The following is a 16,052-nucleotide window of genomic DNA, read 5'->3' as shown; positions in this document are numbered from 1 at the left end:
GGCGCGCGGAAAGGCAACCGGGAGGGCGCTGCCCCGGCTGCGCCGCCCCGGGATATTTGACCCAAGGTGAAAGGGGATATTTGCCGTGACGCCAGAACGGGGCTTTCCTTTGGGGATTGGGCGTATGGGCTGCGCTTTGATCGTAGCGAAAGCCCCCCCATATGACCGACTTCCCCCATCTTCCCACGGCGCTGGCCGAGGCTCTGTCCGCGCGGGGCTATGATGCCCTGACGCCCGTTCAGGACGCGGTGACGCGCCCCGAGCTGGCCGGACGGGACCTGCTGGTCTCGGCGCAGACGGGGTCGGGCAAGACGGTGGCCTTCGGGCTGGCGATCTCGGCGGAACTTCTGGGCGAGACCGGGATTTCGCCCTATCCGGATCTGCCCCGCGCGCTGGTTGTCGCGCCGACGCGCGAGCTGGCCGTGCAGGTCAGCCGCGAGCTGAGCTGGCTTTACGAAAAGGCGGGGGCGGTGATCACCGGCGCCGTCGGCGGCATGGATGCCCGGGCCGAGCGCCGGGCGCTGGAACGCGGCGCGCATATCGTTGTGGGCACGCCCGGGCGGATTTGCGATCACATCCGCCGCGGTGCGCTGGATCTGTCGGCGCTCTCGGCGGTCGTCTTGGACGAGGCCGACGAGATGCTCGACATGGGCTTTCGCGAAGATCTGGAATTCATTCTGGAATCCGCGCCCGAGGGGCGCCGGACGCTGATGTTTTCGGCGACCGTGCCGCGCGAGATCGAGCGGCTGGCGCAGACCTTCCAGCGTGACGCGGAGCGGATTTCGACGGTGTCGTCGCGCGAGAGCCATGCCGATATCGACTATCGCGGCGTGCTGGTGGACCGCTCCGACCGTGAAAATGCCATCGTCAACCTGCTGCGCCTGCACGAGGCCGAACGCGCCATCGTCTTCTGCTCGACCCGGGCGGCGGTGACGCATCTGACCGGCAAGCTTCTGAACCGGGGCTTTTCGGTCGTGGCGCTGTCGGGGGAGCTGACGCAGGACGAACGCTCGCGCGCGCTGCAGATGATGCGCGACGGCCGGGCGCGGGTCTGCATCGCGACCGATGTGGCCGCGCGCGGCATCGACCTGCCGGGGCTGGAGCTGGTGATTCACGCCGATCTGCCGATGAACCGCGAGGGGCTGTTGCACCGCTCGGGCCGCACCGGCCGGGCCGGGCGCAAGGGGCTCTCGGCCATTGTCGTGCCGCTGAACGTGCGCGCCAAGGCGGAACGGCTTTTGCGCGAGGCGCAGGTCTCGGTGACCTGGGAAGGGGCGCCGACGCCCGAAGATATTCTGGCCCGCGATCAGGAACGTCTTTTGACGGAACCGGCGCTGGTCGAGCCCGCGACGGCCGAGGAATTCGACGCCATCGCCCGGCTTTTGGAAACGCATGAGCCGAAGCAGCTGGCCGCCGCCGTGCTGCGCCATTTCCGCGCCGCCCGCACCGCGCCCGAGGATGTGATCCCGGTCAGCGTGGGCGAGGGGCCGAAACCCCGCGCGCGCGAGGAATTCGGGGCCGCGCGCTGGTATCGGCTCTCGATGGGCCACGACCAATGGGTGGACCCGAAATGGCTTTTGCCGATGCTCTGCCGCGCGGGCGATCTGACCCGGCGCGACATCGGGATGATCCGGGTGATGCAGCAAGAGACCTTCGTGCAGATCCATGAATCGATGGCGGATCGGTTCGAGGCGGGTCTGGGCGCCGACCGGGTGATGGAGGGCAAATGCACGGTCGAAAATCTGCCGGGCATGCCCGAGGGGCTTGATCGTCCGGCGCCGAAGCCCGACCGCTGGACGAAGACCGGCGACCGCAAACCCTATGAGAAGAAACCCTATGCGCCGCGTGGCAGCTATGGCGACAAGCCCGCGCCGAAGCCGCATCGCAAGGGCCCGCCGCGCGAAGAAGGCGCCGAGCGGTTCGAGAAAGCCGAGCGTCCCGCCCGCAAGCCCGTGGGCGACGCCGCCGCGCCGAAACCCCGCAAAGCCGCCCCCTTGGCGCGCGAAGGCGGCCATGGCGCCGCCGCGAAAGAGGGCAAACCGGCGCCGAAATATGGCGCGAAAAGCTTTGGCAAGCCCGGCGCGAAACCCGCGGGCAAGCCCGGTCCGAAAAAACCGCGCAGCTTCTGAACCGCCGCGCCACAGATGCAAAGGGGGCCTCGCGGCCCCCTTTTTCCTGGTCCAAATACGCCCTTGCGCGCTCAGCCCTTGCGGATGGTTTCCATCAGCAGGGTGACATTGTCCGGGTTCGCCTCCGGCGTGATGCCATGGCCGAGGTTGAAGATATGCGGCCCGTTCTTGAACGCGGCGACGACCTTTTTCGTCGCGTCGACAAGCTCTTGCCCGCCGGTCACCATGTAGGACGGGTCAAGGTTGCCCTGCACGCAGGTCTTGCCCTTCTGCACGTTTTCGGCCGCCCAGTCCGGCGAGACCGAATTGTCGATGGCGACGCAATCCGCCCCGGTCTTTTCGGCAAAGCCGATGTAGCCCTGGCCCGCCTCGCGCGGGAAGGCGATGACCGGCAGGCCGGGGAAGCGGCGCTTCATCTCGGCGGTGATGACGCGGGCGGGCTCGACCGCGAAATCCTCGAAATCCTGACCCTTGAGCGAGCCGGCCCAGCTGTCGAAGAGCTTGACCACTTCGCAGCCCGCCTCGACCTGTTTCGACAGGTATTCGATCGTCGCCACGGTCACCGCATCGATCAGCGCCGAGAAGGCCGCCCGGTCGGTGTCCTTGAACTTGTGCGCCGCCGCCTGATCCTTCGAGCCGCGGCCCGCGATCATGTAGGTGGCGACGGTCCAGGGCATGCCCGCAAAGCCGATGAAGGTGGTTTCCTTCGGCAGCTCACGCGCGAGGATCTTGCAGGTCTCATAGACCGGGGCAAGCTTCTCGTGGATGTCGTCCTTGCCCTTCAGGGCCTTGACGCCCTCCATGGACGTCACGGTCGACATCCGCGGGCCTTCCCCGGTTTCAAACCACAGATCCAGCCCCAGCGCCTGCGGCAGCAGCAGGATGTCGGCAAACAGGATCGCGGCGTCAAAACCATAGCGGCGGATCGGCTGCAGCGTCACTTCCGCCGCCAGATCGGGCGTGTAGCACAGCGAGAGGAAATCGCCCGCCTGCGCGCGGGTGGCACGGTATTCGGGCAGATAACGGCCCGCCTGCCGCATCAGCCACACCGGCGGCGTGGGAAGAACTTCGCCCTTCAGGGCGCGCAGGATCGTCTTGTCGGTCATTGGGGGCCTCCTTACTTGCTTCCTTTCAGCGTCCCCTGCGGCTGAATGTCAAGCGTTGTTGACACTTGTAAAGCTTGCGCGGGCAATCTGACGCGGTTATGCCAAGCGCATGGAACAGATGCCCTCGCCCAACGCCCCGCTGAAGATCGGCACCCGCGGCAGCCCTCTGGCGCTCGCGCAAGCCTTTGAGACCCGTTCGCGGCTCATGGCCGCCTTCGATCTGCCCGAAGAGGCCTTCGAGATCGTCGTGATCAAGACCTCGGGCGACAATGCGGCGCTGATCGCCGCCGACAAGCCTTTGAAAGAGGTGGGGGGCAAGGGCCTTTTCACCAAGGAAATCGAAGAGGCGATGCTGGCGGGTTCGATCGACATCGCCGTGCATTCGATGAAGGACATGCCGACGCTTCAGCCCGAGGGGCTGATCCTCGACTGCTACCTGCCGCGCGAAGACACCCGCGACGCCTTTGTCTCGATGAAATACAACTCGCTCGCCGAGCTGCCCGAGGGCGCGGTGGTGGGCACCTCCTCGCTGCGTCGTCGGGCCCAGCTGGCCGCGCGCCGCCCCGACCTGAAAATGGTCGAATTCCGCGGCAACGTGCAGACGCGGATGAAGAAACTGGGCGAAGGCGTGGCCGATGCCACCTTCCTTGCGCTCGCCGGCCTGAACCGTCTGGGCATGTCCGAGGTCGCGAAATCCGCGATCGAGCCCGAAGACATGCTGCCCGCCGTGGCGCAGGGCTGCATCGGGATCGAACGCCGCGAGGCCGACACCCGCGCCAAGATGCTGCTCGATGCGATCCATCACGCGCCCTCGGGGCTGCGTCTGGCCTGCGAGCGCAGCTTCCTGCTGACGCTGGACGGCTCGTGTGAAACCCCGATCGGCGGTCTTTCGGTGCTGGAAGGCGACCAGATCTGGCTGCGCGGCGAGATCCTGCGTCCCGATGGCTCGGAAACCATCACCGGCGAGATCCGCGGTCCGGCCGCCGATGGCGTGGCGCTGGGGGCGGAACTGGCGAAACAGCTGCTCGCCAAGGCGCCCGCGGATTTCTTCTGCTGGCGCTGAGCCTGCCGCAGCCGCGCAAAGGGCGTATTTAGGCCAAGAAAAAGCGGCATGTTTTTTCTTGGTGCAAATACGCAACGGCGCGGCCAGAGCCCCGGGCGATCCGATGGATCTTCTTGAGCAACTGAGCGAAATTCTCGGCCCTGCGCAGGTTCTGCGCGGGGCCGAAGCCTTGGCTTATGGCCGCGAATGGACCGGGCATTATGCCTGGGAACCTTTGGCCGTCCTGCGCCCCGGCACGACCGAAGAGGTGGCCGCGGTCCTGCGTCTGGCGCATCAGACCGGAACGCCTGTCGTGCCCGTCGGCGGCAATACCGGGCTGAACGGCGGCACCTATGCGCCCGGCGCGCTGATGCTGTCGCTCGCCCGCATGAGCCGCATCCGCGATCTGAACCCCGCCGCGCGGACGGTGGTGGCCGAGGCCGGGGTGGTGCTCGAAACCCTGCAGGATCTTGCCGCCGCGCAGGGGCTGGCCTTTCCGCTGAGCTTTGGCGCCAAGGGCTCGGCGATGGTGGGCGGGTTCCTGTCGACCAATGCGGGCGGCTCGAATGTGCTGCGCTACGGCTCGGCCCGGACCCTGTGTCTGGGGCTTGAAGTGGTTCTGGCCGATGGCCGGATCTGGCATGGGCTGACGGGCCTGCACAAGGACAACACCGGCTACGATCTGCGCGATCTGCTGATCGGGGCCGAGGGGACTTTGGGGATCATCACCGCCGCGGTGCTGAAACTGGTCCCCGCGCCCACGGCTTACGCAACGGCGCTGGTCGGGCTTGACAGCCTGTCCGAGGCGCTTGCGCTGCTCAACACCGTGCAATCCGGCACCGGCGGCGCGGTCGAGGCGTTCGAATTCATGCCGGATCGCTACATGGCACGGCTTGCCCGGCTGAAACCGGCGCTCGCCTGTCCCTATGCCCCTCGCCCGGTCAATGTGCTGATCGAGACCGCGACGACCGTGCCCGGCGCCGATCCCGGTGCCGCGCTGGAGACCCTGCTGGGCGCGGCGCTGGAGGCGGGGCAGGTGACCGAAGCGGTGATCGCGCAATCCGCCGCGCAGCGTCGCAAGCTGTGGGAAATGCGCGAATCGGCGGCCGAGATCACCTTCACCACGCCGGACATTGTCGATTGCGACATCGCCCTGCCGCTGGACCGGCTGGAGACATTCCTCGCCCGGATGACGCCTGCGCTGGCCGATCTCGATCCCGGCGCCGAGGAGTTGGTGATCGCGCATCTGGGCGACGGCAACATCCATTACACCGCTTACCCCGCGCGCCCCGATCCCGCGCTGGCGCAGGCGATCCGTGCCCGGGTCAGCGCCGAGGCGGTCACTCTGGGCGGCAGTTTTTCCGCCGAACATGGGGTGGGGATATCGAAACGCGCGACGATGGCGGCGCACAAGGACCCGGTGGCGCTGGCGATGATGGCCGCGATCAAGGCGGCGCTGGACCCCAAGGGCATCCTCAACCCCGGCAAGGTGCTGCCGTAGGGGGTTGAGAATCGCGGCGCCCGGGCGCATCAGGCCGCCATGTCCCTTGCCGCCCCCTTTCGCCCGATCCTGCGCGACCGCACGCTGATGCTGGCCGCCTGTCTCTTGGTCCTCTTCGGCGCCCATGCCGCGACGATCGCGCCCTATGTGTCCTCGCTTGCGGTCAAGGTCTTCGGCCTCTCGGATCATGCCTTTTCGGCGCTGCTGATCGCGGCCTCGCTCGTCGCCGTCGCCACCTCGGTCGGCTTCGGCATTCTGGCCGATCAACGCGCCAACCGCCGCGCCATCGCGCTGATGACGGTCACGGCGCTGACGCTGGGCACGGCGCTGATGGCGCTTGCCCCCGCCACCCCCGCCTTCGTGCTGGCCCATGCGCTTTTGCTGCCGATCTCCAGCGCGATCTTCGGGCAGATCTTCGCGCTGGCCCGTCTGGCCGCCACCACCCAGCCCGAGGCCGACCGGCCCGCCGTGCTTTCCACCTTGCGCGCGCTTTTTCGCGCTGCCCTGGGTCGTCGTGCTGCCGATCTGGTCGGTGGTGTTTCAGGGCGCGACGCCGCTCACCGCGGTCTATCCGGTCTGCCTTGTGCTGGCGCTTGCCATGCTGGCGCTGACCGCGAAGCTTTGGGCCGCGCGACGGCGCAACCCATTGGGAAGACGTGCCCTCCGGCCTCTCGTTCCGCGAGGCGCTGACCGAAATCGGCCATCCGCAGGTGCTGATCCGGGTTTTGGCGCTGGGCACGATCAACGGCGCGGTGATGCTTTACATGGTCGTCGTCGGGCTGGTTTTCGCCGCCATTCCCTTTCGCGGCGCCGCCGACACCGCGCTTTATGCGGGGATCATGGCCGGGCTCGAAGTGCCCTTCATGCTGGCGCTGCCCTTCCTTGTCGGTCGGGTCCGCCAGACCTGGCTGATCGCGCTGGGCACGTTTCTCTACGCCGTCCATCTGGCGGGCATCCCGCTTCTGGCCGAGACCCCGGCCGTCTGGGCGCTGACCCTTTCCGGTGCGATCGGCGGCGCCATCGTGCTGACGCAGCCGATGGCCTATCTGCAGGAGCTGATGGCCGAGCGCCCCGGCGCGGGCGCCTCGCTGATGGCGCTGCAGAAACTGGCCGGAGACGCCTTTTCCGCCGCCTGCTTCGCCCTTGGCACCAGCCTTGGCGGCTATGGTCTTGCAGCTTTCCTCGGCGCGGCCCTGTCCCTCATCGGTGCCGCGCTGCTGATCGCGCTTGACCGAAACCGCTGACTTTTTCTTGGTCCAAATACGCCCTTTGCTGACCGCAGTTTCAGGGCGCAGGTCTCACAAGGTCAAGCACCTCCAGCACCTTCGGTCCGAGCGCTTCGACAATCAGCCCAACCCCCCTGGCCGAGGGGTGGATGTTGTCGTCCTGCATCAGCCCCTCGGACGCGCGCGCCTCGGGTGTCTGTGCGGCGATCGGCGCCATCAGATCGGGAACGACAACCGCCCCGTATTTCGCCCCCAGCTCGGGCCAGATCGCATCGTAACCGGCCTGCCAATCCGGGCCGTAATTGCCGGGCGCCTTCAGCCCGATCAGCGCCACCGGCAGCCCCCGCGCCGTGACCTCGGCGAGCATCGCGTCCAGATTATCCCGGGCCTGTGCGGGCGGCTGACCGCGCAGCATGTCATTGCCCGACAGCGCGATCATCACCGCATCGACCTCGGGCGTCAAAGACCAGCCCAGCCGCGCCCGCCCGCCCGAGGTGGTGTCCCCCGACACGCCCGCATTGATCACCGTCACCTCGGCCCCCTTGGCGCGCAACCAGCTTTCCAGCTGCGGCACCAGCCCCTGACCTTGGTCCAGCCCGTAGCCCTGGGTCAGGCTGTCGCCCACCGCCAGAAGCGTCACCGGCTCGGCCGCGGCCGCGCCGCCGATGCCAAGCGCGAAAATCCCCGCAAGCCCCGCCTTGCCCAGACGCGCCCGCACCCCATATCCGCTTGAACACATACGCAGACAGGCCCGCATGACCGACATCGTTCTCTCCCTTTCCGACGCGCGACTGACTTTGGCCGGAAACGCAGGCCCCGTCGAGATCCTGCGCGGCATCACGCTAGAGATCGCGCGCGGCGAAAGCGTGGGGCTCGTGGGGCCATCGGGGTCGGGCAAGTCGTCGCTCCTGATGCTGATGGGCGGGCTGGAACGCGCCACCGGAGGGCAGGTCATGGCGCTGGGCCGCGATCTGACCGCGATGGGCGAGGATGATCTGGCCCGTTTCCGCCGTGGCAACATGGGGATCGTGTTCCAGTCTTTCCACCTTGTCCCCACGATGACGGCGCTGGAAAACGTCGCCCTGCCACTTCAGATCGCCGGGGTGGGGGATGCGCTGGCCCGGGCCGAGGCCGAGCTGGCCCGGGTGGGGCTTGGCCATCGGCGCGGCCATTACCCGTCGGAAATGTCGGGGGGCGAGCAGCAGCGCGTGGCGCTGGCCCGCGCCGTCGCCCCGCGTCCGGCGATCTTGCTGGCCGACGAGCCCACCGGCAATCTGGATGCGGCGAATGGCGCCGCGATCATCGAGCTTCTGTTCACCTTGCAGGCGGAAACCGGGGCGACGCTGGTGTTCGTGACCCATGCTGCCGATCTGGCGGCGCGCTGCAGCCGTCTGGTGCGTCTGGCCGACGGGCGGCTGGCATGAGGCTTGCGCTTTCCATCGCCCGCGCCGAATTGCGCAGCGGGATCAAGGGGTTTCGGATCTTTCTTCTGTGCCTGATGCTGGGCGTCGCGGCGATTGCTGCGGTGGGCCTTGTGCGCGAGGCGATCCGGCAGGGGCTGTCGGATCAGGGTGCGGTGCTTCTGGGCGGGCAGGCGCAGCTTGATTTCACCTATCGCCGTGCGACGCCGTCCGAGCGCGACTGGATCGTCGCGCAGGCGGCCAAAGTGTCGGAGGTGGTCGAGCTGCGCTCGATGGCGAGCACGGGCGACGGCGCCGAAACCGCGCTGACCCAGCTCAAGGGGGTTGACGCCAACTGGCCCCTTGTCGGGCAGGTGGTGCTGGACCCGCCGGTGGGGGTGCAGGCGCTGGCGGGGCAGGGCGGTCTGCCGGGCGCCTTCCTTGACCCGGTTCTGGCCGACCGGCTGGGGCTGCAGCCGGGAGACCGGTTCAAGCTGGGCGGGCAGGATTTCGTTCTGATGGCGCGGCTTGTGACCGAGCCCGACGCGGGCAGCGCGGGGCTGGCCTTTGGCGCGCGCTCGGTCGTGGCGCTTTCGGCGCTGGAGCGCACGCCGCTTCTGGACCCCGGCTCGCTTTACGAAACGAAATACCGCCTGACCCTGCCCGAGGGGCAAAGCCTGCCGCAGCTCAAATCCGCCGCGCTCGCCCGGTTCGAGGGCGCCGGGATGCGCTGGAGCGATGAACGCCGCGCCGCCCCCTCGGTCGAGCGGTTCACCGACCGGCTGGGCTCCTTTCTGGTGCTGGTGGGGCTGGCGGGGCTGGCCGTGGGCGGGGTGGGCATCTTTGCCACGGTGCAGGCCTGGATCGCGCGCAAGGCCGGCACCATCGCCACGCTTCGGGCGCTCGGGGCTTCGGGCGCGACGATCCGCGGCGCGTTCCTGATCCAGCTCGCCGCGCTGACGGTTTTCGGCGTTCTGGCCGGGCTGGCGCTGGCTGCGGCGCTGGTGCTGGGGGCAAGCGGGCCGATTGCCGCCGCCATGCCGGTGCCGGTCGAGGTCGCCCTTGCCCCCCGGCCGCTGCTGGAAGCCGCGATCTATGGCGCGCTGACGGCGGCGATCTTTGCGCTTTGGCCGCTGTCGCGGCTCTCCGAGCTGCGCGCCGCCACGCTTTACCGCGAGGCGCAATCGCCCCGCAGCGGTCTGCCGGGCCGCGGGATGCTGGCGGTGATCGGCGCGCTGACGGCGGCGCTGGTCGGGACGGCGGTGGCCTTTTCGGGCCTGCCCGCGCTGACGCTGGGCACTTTGGGCGGCGTGGCGGCGGCGCTGGCGCTTCTGGCGCTCGCCGCGGCGGGTATCCGCCGTCTGGCCCGCCGCCTTGGCCCGCGCAGCGCGCGGTTTCCGGCGCTGCATGCGGCGCTGGCGGCGATCGGCGCGGCGCGGTCCGAGGCCACGGCGGTCATTCTGGCGCTGGGGCTTGGGCTTTCGGTTCTGGCGGCGGTCGGGCAGGTCGAAAGCGGGCTGCGCGGCGCCATCGCGAAAGACCTGCCGAAACTGGCACCGGCCTTTTTCCTGATGGATATTCCCCCGCCTGAGCGCCCGGCGCTGGTGGCGCGGATGCAGGATTTCGCGGGCGTGTCGCGGGTCGATACCGTGCCGATGCTGCGCGGCATCCTGACGAAGATCAACGGGCAAGACGCGCGCAAGGTCGCGGGCGAACATTGGGTGCTGCGCGGCGACCGCGGCGTGACCTTTGCCGAAACCCCGCGCGAGGCGCTGACCGCGGGGCAATGGTGGCCCAAGGATTACGCCGGTCCGCCGCTGGTCAGCGTCTCGGCCGAGGAGGCCGAGGAGCTGGGGCTGAAACTGGGCGACCGGCTGACGGTGAACATTCTGGGCCGCGATATCGAGGCCGAGATCGCCTCGTTCCGCGCGGTCGATTTTTCCACCATGGGGATCGGCTTCGTGCTGACCTTTTCGCCCAATGCGCTGGCCGGGGCGCCCCATACCGAGCTGGCGACGATCTACGCGCCCCCGGCGGACGAGGCGGGGATTCTGCGCGAGCTGTCCAGGGATTTTCCCACCGTCACCGCCATTCCGGTGCGCGAGGCGATGGGGCGGGTCAGCGACGCGCTCGCCTCGATCGCGCAGGCGGTGGCGCTGGCGGCCTCGGTCACGCTTCTGACCGGCTTCACCGTGCTTCTGGGCGCGGCGGCAGCGGGCGAGGAGGCCCGGGCCCGCGAAGCCGCGCTGCTCAAGGTGCTGGGCGCGACGCGCGGGCTGATCCTGCGGTCCTTTGCGCTGCGGGCGCTGATCCTGGGCGCGGCGGCGGGGGCGATTGCGGTGGCGGTGGGGGCGCTGGCCGGTTGGGCGGTGCTGACGCTGGTGATGGAGACCGGTTTCCGCTTCGATCCGGTTTCGGCCGGGCTCATCGTCGCGGGGGGGATGGCGGCGGTTCTGGCGGCGGGCACGCTGTTTGCGGTGCGTCCGCTGGCGGTGCGGCCCGCCCGGGTGCTGCGGGCGGCCGAATAGAAAACCCCGCCGGAACGGTCCGGCGGGGGCATTTCGGTCGGGACAGGATCAGGCGCGCAGGCCGGTTTCTTCCAGAATGCCGCGGCGCTTGGCTTCGTAGTAATAGCCCTTGGAGTACCACGACACCGCCCGGGCCTCGCTGCCATCGGCGCACATCCAGGCGCCGCGCAGGTATTTCACCGCATATTTCAGGTTCGTATCCGCATCGAGCAGGTCCGACGGCGATCCGTCAAAGCCCATCGTGCCCGCGGTCCGCGGATGGATCTGCATCAGCCCGTAATAGGGGCCGTTGCGCGCGCCCGGATTGTAGCCGCTTTCGCGCTGAACGATGCGGTGCACCAGGCTGCGCGGCACGTCGTAATGATCGGCCCAGCGGTTGATCTTGGCGCGCATCTCGGGGCTTTCGCCGGGTTTCAGCAGCCCCTCGGGCGGGGTCTTCGAGGATTGACGGCCCGCACCACAGGCCGAAAGCGCCAGCGTGGCACCAAAACTCAGAAGCAGGGATCGGCGGGACAGCATGTGGCCTCCAGTCGCTCACGGGTTCGTTTCAGCGGTGATACTGGCGCGTGAGGGATCGGGCAAAGGAATTTTCCACGTCCCGGCGACAATGGGCGGAGCCTTGCCGATGCTCAGCCCGCGCGGCGCAGGCGCAGCGCGTTGGTGACGACGAAAACCGAGGACAGCGACATCGCCGCCGCGGCCAGCATCGGCGAGAGGCCAGGGCCGCCAAAGGGCACCAGCACCCCCATCGCGACCGGGATCAGCGCGGTGTTATAGGCAAAGGCCCAGAACAGGTTTTGCCGGATGTTGCGCATCACCGCGCGCGACAGCGTGACCGCACGGGCCGCCCCGCGCGGATCGGCGCCGACGATCACCACCTCGGCCGCCTCGATTGCGACATCGGTGCCGGACCCCAGCGCCAGCCCCACATCGGCCGCCGCAAGGGCAGGGGCGTCGTTGATGCCATCGCCGACGAAGGCCACGGCGCCCTCGCGTTTCATCTCCTCCAGCGCCGCGACCTTGCCCGCGGGCAGCACGCCCGCGATGATCCGCGAAATGCCCAACTGCCGCCCGACCGCCGCGGCGGTGGCCGCCACATCGCCCGAGATCATCGCGACGGCGACGCCTTCGCGCGCCAGTGCCGCGACGGCGTCAGTGGCATGGGGTTTCGGCGGGTCAGAGAGTGCCAGCACCGCGGCGGGGGTGCCGTCGAGCGCCACAAGAACCGGGGTTTTGCCATCGCGGGCAAAGGCTTCGGCCGCGGCCAGCAGCGGGGCGGGGTCGATGCCCGCCTCGCTCAGCGCGGCCCCATTGCCAAGCAGGATCTGCCGCCCCTCGACCTCGGCCGAAAGACCGCGGCCGGGCGTTGCCACCACCTTGCGGGCGCGGGCTGGCATGATCCCGCGGGCCTCGGCCGCCTGCACGACGGCACGGGCAAGAGGGTGTTCCGACCGCGCCTCGGCCCCGGCGGCAAGGCGCAAAAGATCCGCTTCGGTCTGGCCCGGGACAAGGAAAGATCGGTCAGCGCCGGGCGCCCTCGGTCAGCGTGCCGGTCTTGTCGAAGGCGAGCGTTTTCACCGCGGCCAGCCGTTGCAGCGCATCGCCGCGGCGGAACAAAAGGCCCAGCTCCGCCCCCCGCCCGGTGCCGACGAGGATCGAGACCGGCGTGGCCAGCCCCATCGCGCAGGGGCAGGCGATGATCATCACCGAAATCGCCGCGACAAGGGATGGCGCCAGCCCCTGTCCCAGCGCGAACCAGACCGCAACGGTCAGGGTGGAGAGCGCCATCACCACCGGCACGAAGACCCGGGTGACGCGGTCCACCAGCGCCTGCACCGGCAGTTTCTGGCCCTGCGCGGCTTCGACCAGCGCGATGATGCGCGACAGAACCGTATCGGCCCCGGTCGCGGTGACGCGGAACACCAGCGCCGATGTGCCGTTCACCGTGCCGCCGGTCACGGGCTGGCCCGGGGTTTTCTCGACCGGGACGGGCTCGCCCGTCAGCATGCTTTCGTCAATGAATCCATGGCCTTCGGTGACGATCCCGTCCACCGCCACACGCCCGCCCGGGGCCAGGTCCACCAGATCGCCGGGGGCGAGTTCCTCCACCGGCAGCTCGACCGTGCCGCCCGGTCGGAGCACCCGCGCCGTGGCCGGTCGCAGCGCCACAAGCCGCGAGATCGCTTCGCCCGCCTGCCCCTTGGCCCGGGCCTCCAGCCAGCGGCCGAGCAGGATCAGCGTCACGATCACCGCCGCCGCCTCGAAATAGACGTCAAAGGTGCCGGGCGGCAGGATCTGCGGCACCAGCACGACCAGCGCCGAATAGCCCCAGGCGGCCAAGGCGCCAAGCGCGACAAGCGAATTCATCTCGGGCGCGAGACGCGCGAGCGCGGGCAGGCCCAGGCGCAGGAAGACCCGGCCCGGAAAGGCCAGAACCAGGGTGGTGAAGAGGAATTGCACAGTCTGCATCCCGTCCTCGCCGATCAGACGGGCCAGGCTGTGATGCAGCGGCGGGTAAAGATGCGGCCCCATCGCCAGAAAGAAGACCGGCGCGGTGAGCAGCGCTGAGAGCAGGACCTGACGTTTCAGCCGCGCGGCCTCTGCCGCCTGCCGCTCGGCCACCGGGGCGGGGGCGGGTGTGGCGCTGATCACCCGGGCCTGCACGTCGATGCCCACCAGCCGCCGCAGCAGTTCCGAAGGCGCCACCATGCCCTGCGCATAGGTGACGCGGGCGGTGCCTTCCGGCGCCACCGCGACCGAGAGCACCCCGGGCGCCGCCTGCAGCGCGGCCGCAACCTGCCCGGGATCGGCGGTCCCGAACGCCAGACAGGTCTCGGCCTGCGCAATCGGATAGCCCGCCCGTGCCAGCGCCTCGGCCAAAGCCTCCGCCCGTGCGGGCGCCTCGAACTCGACCCGGACCGACCGCGCCATCAGATTGGCCGCGGCCAGCGTCACCCCCGCTTCGGCCTGCAAGGCGCGTTCCACCCGCCCGGTGCAGGCGCCGCAATGCATCCCCTCGACGATGAAGCTGGTGCTGGCCATGGCGCTCTCCTTTGCCCTTCAGTTGCGCCGCGCGGCGGCAAGGTCAAGCGCTGAAATATTCGAGAACTTGAATTTGATGCGCGGCGATGCTATCTGGGGGAGAATGAAATCCCCAACCGGAGTTTCCCGATGACCCTTGACCGCGCCGTTCTTGTCTTTGCCGGGATCATGGTCCTGCTCAGCGTCGTGCTGACCTGGACCGTGTCGGCTTATTTCCTGTGGTTCACCGTCTTCATCGGCGTGAACCTGATCCAGTCGGCCTTCACCGGCTTCTGCCCCGCCGCCATCGTTCTGGGCAAACTCGGCTTCCAGACCGGCTGCGCCTTCGAGGCGAAGTAAGCCTCGGGCCCTTCTTTTATCTTGCTACAAATATCCCGGGGGTGCGGGGGCAGCGCCCCCGCCCGGGTCGCCTCAGGCGAAAGCCCGAGGCGAAATCCCTCACGGCTTCCAGCTCAGGAAATTCGAGATGATCCGCAGCCCGGTGCGCTGCGATTTCTCCGGGTGGAACTGCGTGCCGACGATATTGTCGCGCCCGACAATCGCGGTGATCGCCCCCGCATAATCTGCATGCGCCAGCCGGTGCGCGGAGTTTTCCACGACGAAATGATAGGAATGCACGAAATAGGCGTGATCGCCGGTCGCGATACCGTCGAGCACCGGATGGGCGTGATCCAGAACCAGATCGTTCCAGCCCATATGCGGCACCTTGAGAGACGCATCCGCAGGCGCGATCCGCACCACCTCGCCGCCGATCCAGCCAAAGCCGGGGGTGGGCTCGAACTCCAGCCCACGCGTCGCCAGCATCTGCATGCCGATGCAGATCCCCATGAAGGGCACGGCGCGGCGGGTGACGGCCTCGTCCACCGCCTCGAACAGCCCGGTGTGGCGAATGAGCGCCGCGCGACAGGACGGAAAGGCCCCGTCGCCCGGTAGCACGATCCGGTCGGCGCGGGCCACCACATCGGGCTCCGAGGTCACGACGACCGTGCCATGCCCGGCCTCGCGCGCCATCCGCTCGAAGGCCTTTTGCGCCGAATGCAGGTTGCCAGAGTCGTAATCGACCAGAACCGTCAGGCTCATCAGAGCGCCCCTTTCGTCGAGGGCAGGATCCCCGCCATCCGCGCATCGGGCTCGACCGCGCTGCGCAGCGCGCGCGCGACCGCCTTGAAGGCCGCCTCGGCGATGTGGTGGCTGTTCACCCCATGCACGCGGTCGACATGCAGCGTGATCCCGCCATGGGTCGAGAGCGCCTGAAAGAATTCCCGCACCAGCTCCGTGTCAAAAGTGCCGATCTTCTGCGTCGGAAAATCGACGTTCCAGACCAGAAACGGCCGCGCCGACAGATCGAGCGCCGAGGCCACCTGCGCATCGTCCATGGCGAGCACGAAATGCCCGTAGCGCCGAATGCCGCGCTTGTCGCCCAAGGCCGCGGTCAGGGCCTGGCCCAGCGCAATGCCGGTATCCTCGACCGTGTGGTGATCGTCGATATGCAGATCGCCCTTGGCCGTCACTTCCAGGTCGATCAGCGAATGCCGCGAGAGCTGATCCAGCATGTGATCGAAAAAGCCGACGCCGGTTTGGTTGGTGTAAACCCCGGTGCCGTCAAGGTTCACCGTCACCGAGATCTCGGTCTCGGCGGTCTTGCGATGGATCGTGGCTGTCCGCATCGGCTGCTCCTGCTGGTTTCAGCGCCTTATAGGGCGGGCAGGGGCGGATGTTAAGCGGCCCGACTGCGCCATGGCCGGAAAAGACGAAACCCTCCCCGAGGGGAGGGTTTTTCGTCTGGAGCGGGCGATGAGATTCGAACTCACGACCCTAACCTTGGCAAGGTTATGCTCTACCCCTGAGCTACGCCCGCATCCTTGGCGATGGCCTTGCGGCCTGAGGTGTGGTCTTGCGACCGGGTTCCGATTGGAGCGGGCGATGAGATTCGAACTCACGACCCTAACCTTGGCAAGGTTATGCTCTACCCCTGAGCTACGCCCGCGCTGCCTTTCGGTGAGGGGGGATTTATGAAATCGCGCCGGGGCCTGCAAGAGGAAAATGCACGGCGCGCGCGGAAAAAAGAAAGGGGGGCT

The 16,052-nt window shown here is 68.4% G+C and carries 15 protein-coding genes and 2 tRNA genes; 8 read left to right on the top strand and 9 right to left on the bottom strand.

From position 1 onward, the window contains the following. Positions 1 to 161: 161 nt before the first annotated feature. Complete coding sequence (locus ACTTAG_RS12570; protein WP_444462642.1) at positions 162 to 2,129, top strand: DEAD/DEAH box helicase; 1,968 nt, start codon at positions 162 to 164, stop codon at positions 2,127 to 2,129. Positions 2,130 to 2,200: 71 nt separating this feature from the next. Here the strand turns inward: ACTTAG_RS12570 and hemE are convergent, their stop codons facing one another. Continuing rightward, the gene (gene hemE, locus ACTTAG_RS12565; protein ID WP_444462641.1) at positions 2,201 to 3,235 is read right to left on the bottom strand and encodes a uroporphyrinogen decarboxylase; all 1,035 of its coding nucleotides are present in this window, start codon (positions 3,233 to 3,235) and stop codon (positions 2,201 to 2,203) included. Between the two features lie 118 nt (positions 3,236 to 3,353). Between hemE and hemC the strand changes: the two genes are divergently transcribed. The 4 genes from hemC to ACTTAG_RS12545 all read left to right on the top strand — a co-directional run bounded on the left by hemC (position 3,354) and on the right by ACTTAG_RS12545 (position 7,022). After that, on the top strand, positions 3,354 to 4,298 hold the full coding sequence (gene hemC / locus ACTTAG_RS12560; RefSeq protein WP_037091270.1) for a hydroxymethylbilane synthase: 945 nt from the start codon (positions 3,354 to 3,356) through the stop codon (positions 4,296 to 4,298). Between the two features lie 103 nt (positions 4,299 to 4,401). Beyond that, positions 4,402 to 5,778 carry an FAD-binding oxidoreductase gene (locus ACTTAG_RS12555; RefSeq protein ID WP_444462640.1) on the top strand — a complete coding sequence of 459 codons (1,377 nt, stop codon included), beginning with the start codon at positions 4,402 to 4,404 and terminating at the stop codon, positions 5,776 to 5,778. Between the two features lie 39 nt (positions 5,779 to 5,817). Next, positions 5,818 to 6,468, top strand: coding sequence for a hypothetical protein (locus ACTTAG_RS12550; protein ID WP_444462639.1), 651 nt, complete (start codon positions 5,818 to 5,820; stop codon positions 6,466 to 6,468). Beyond that, a complete protein-coding gene (locus tag ACTTAG_RS12545) occupies positions 6,435 to 7,022 on the top strand; it encodes a hypothetical protein (protein ID WP_444462638.1) in 588 nt (195 codons plus the stop codon). The genes ACTTAG_RS12550 and ACTTAG_RS12545 overlap by 34 nt, the downstream gene beginning before the upstream one ends. A gap of 40 nt (positions 7,023 to 7,062) precedes the next feature. Here the strand turns inward: ACTTAG_RS12545 and ACTTAG_RS12540 are convergent, their stop codons facing one another. Then, positions 7,063 to 7,761 carry an arylesterase gene (locus tag ACTTAG_RS12540; protein WP_444465249.1) on the bottom strand — a complete coding sequence of 233 codons (699 nt, stop codon included), beginning with the start codon at positions 7,759 to 7,761 and terminating at the stop codon, positions 7,063 to 7,065. Between ACTTAG_RS12540 and ACTTAG_RS12535 the strand changes: the two genes are divergently transcribed. Together ACTTAG_RS12535 and ACTTAG_RS12530 are read left to right on the top strand one after the other, a co-directional pair. Beyond that, a complete protein-coding gene (locus ACTTAG_RS12535) occupies positions 7,760 to 8,428 on the top strand; it encodes an ABC transporter ATP-binding protein (protein ID WP_444462637.1) in 669 nt (222 codons plus the stop codon). The genes ACTTAG_RS12540 and ACTTAG_RS12535 overlap by 2 nt on opposite strands. Then, positions 8,425 to 10,932 carry an ABC transporter permease gene (locus tag ACTTAG_RS12530; protein ID WP_444462636.1) on the top strand — a complete coding sequence of 836 codons (2,508 nt, stop codon included), beginning with the start codon at positions 8,425 to 8,427 and terminating at the stop codon, positions 10,930 to 10,932. Before ACTTAG_RS12535 ends, ACTTAG_RS12530 begins: the two co-directional genes overlap by 4 nt. A gap of 48 nt (positions 10,933 to 10,980) precedes the next feature. Here the strand turns inward: ACTTAG_RS12530 and ACTTAG_RS12525 are convergent, their stop codons facing one another. The 3 genes from ACTTAG_RS12525 to ACTTAG_RS12515 form a co-directional block, all read right to left on the bottom strand. Then, the gene (locus tag ACTTAG_RS12525; protein WP_444462635.1) at positions 10,981 to 11,451 is read right to left on the bottom strand and encodes a transglycosylase SLT domain-containing protein; all 471 of its coding nucleotides are present in this window, start codon (positions 11,449 to 11,451) and stop codon (positions 10,981 to 10,983) included. Positions 11,452 to 11,561: 110 nt separating this feature from the next. After that, the gene (locus ACTTAG_RS12520; protein WP_444462634.1) at positions 11,562 to 12,413 is read right to left on the bottom strand and encodes an HAD-IC family P-type ATPase; all 852 of its coding nucleotides are present in this window, start codon (positions 12,411 to 12,413) and stop codon (positions 11,562 to 11,564) included. Between the two features lie 40 nt (positions 12,414 to 12,453). Continuing rightward, positions 12,454 to 13,974, bottom strand: a complete 1,521-nt coding sequence (locus ACTTAG_RS12515; RefSeq protein ID WP_444462633.1) for a heavy metal translocating P-type ATPase — start codon at positions 13,972 to 13,974, stop codon at positions 12,454 to 12,456. Positions 13,975 to 14,103: 129 nt separating this feature from the next. Between ACTTAG_RS12515 and ACTTAG_RS12510 the strand changes: the two genes are divergently transcribed. Next, complete coding sequence (locus ACTTAG_RS12510) at positions 14,104 to 14,313, top strand: YgaP family membrane protein (protein ID WP_444462632.1); 210 nt, start codon at positions 14,104 to 14,106, stop codon at positions 14,311 to 14,313. Between the two features lie 99 nt (positions 14,314 to 14,412). On the opposite strand, the gene hisH is transcribed toward ACTTAG_RS12510, so the two are convergent. The 4 genes from hisH to ACTTAG_RS12490 form a co-directional block, all read right to left on the bottom strand. After that, positions 14,413 to 15,054: an imidazole glycerol phosphate synthase subunit HisH gene (gene hisH, locus ACTTAG_RS12505; protein WP_444462631.1), complete on the bottom strand. Its 642-nt coding sequence runs from the start codon at positions 15,052 to 15,054 to the stop codon at positions 14,413 to 14,415. Further along, positions 15,054 to 15,641, bottom strand: a complete 588-nt coding sequence (gene hisB, locus ACTTAG_RS12500; RefSeq protein WP_444462630.1) for an imidazoleglycerol-phosphate dehydratase HisB — start codon at positions 15,639 to 15,641, stop codon at positions 15,054 to 15,056. The genes hisH and hisB overlap by 1 nt, the downstream gene beginning before the upstream one ends. Before the next feature lie 116 nt (positions 15,642 to 15,757). Then, positions 15,758 to 15,832, bottom strand: a tRNA-Gly gene (locus ACTTAG_RS12495). Between the two features lie 54 nt (positions 15,833 to 15,886). After that, a tRNA-Gly gene (locus ACTTAG_RS12490) sits at positions 15,887 to 15,961 on the bottom strand. Positions 15,962 to 16,052 lie beyond the last annotated feature (91 nt).

Origin of the sequence: Rhodobacter capsulatus (genome assembly GCF_052363185.1) — a bacterium.
GTDB lineage: Bacteria > Pseudomonadota > Alphaproteobacteria > Rhodobacterales > Rhodobacteraceae > Rhodobacter > Rhodobacter capsulatus_E.
This window is presented reverse-complemented; position numbering and strand designations above follow the sequence as displayed.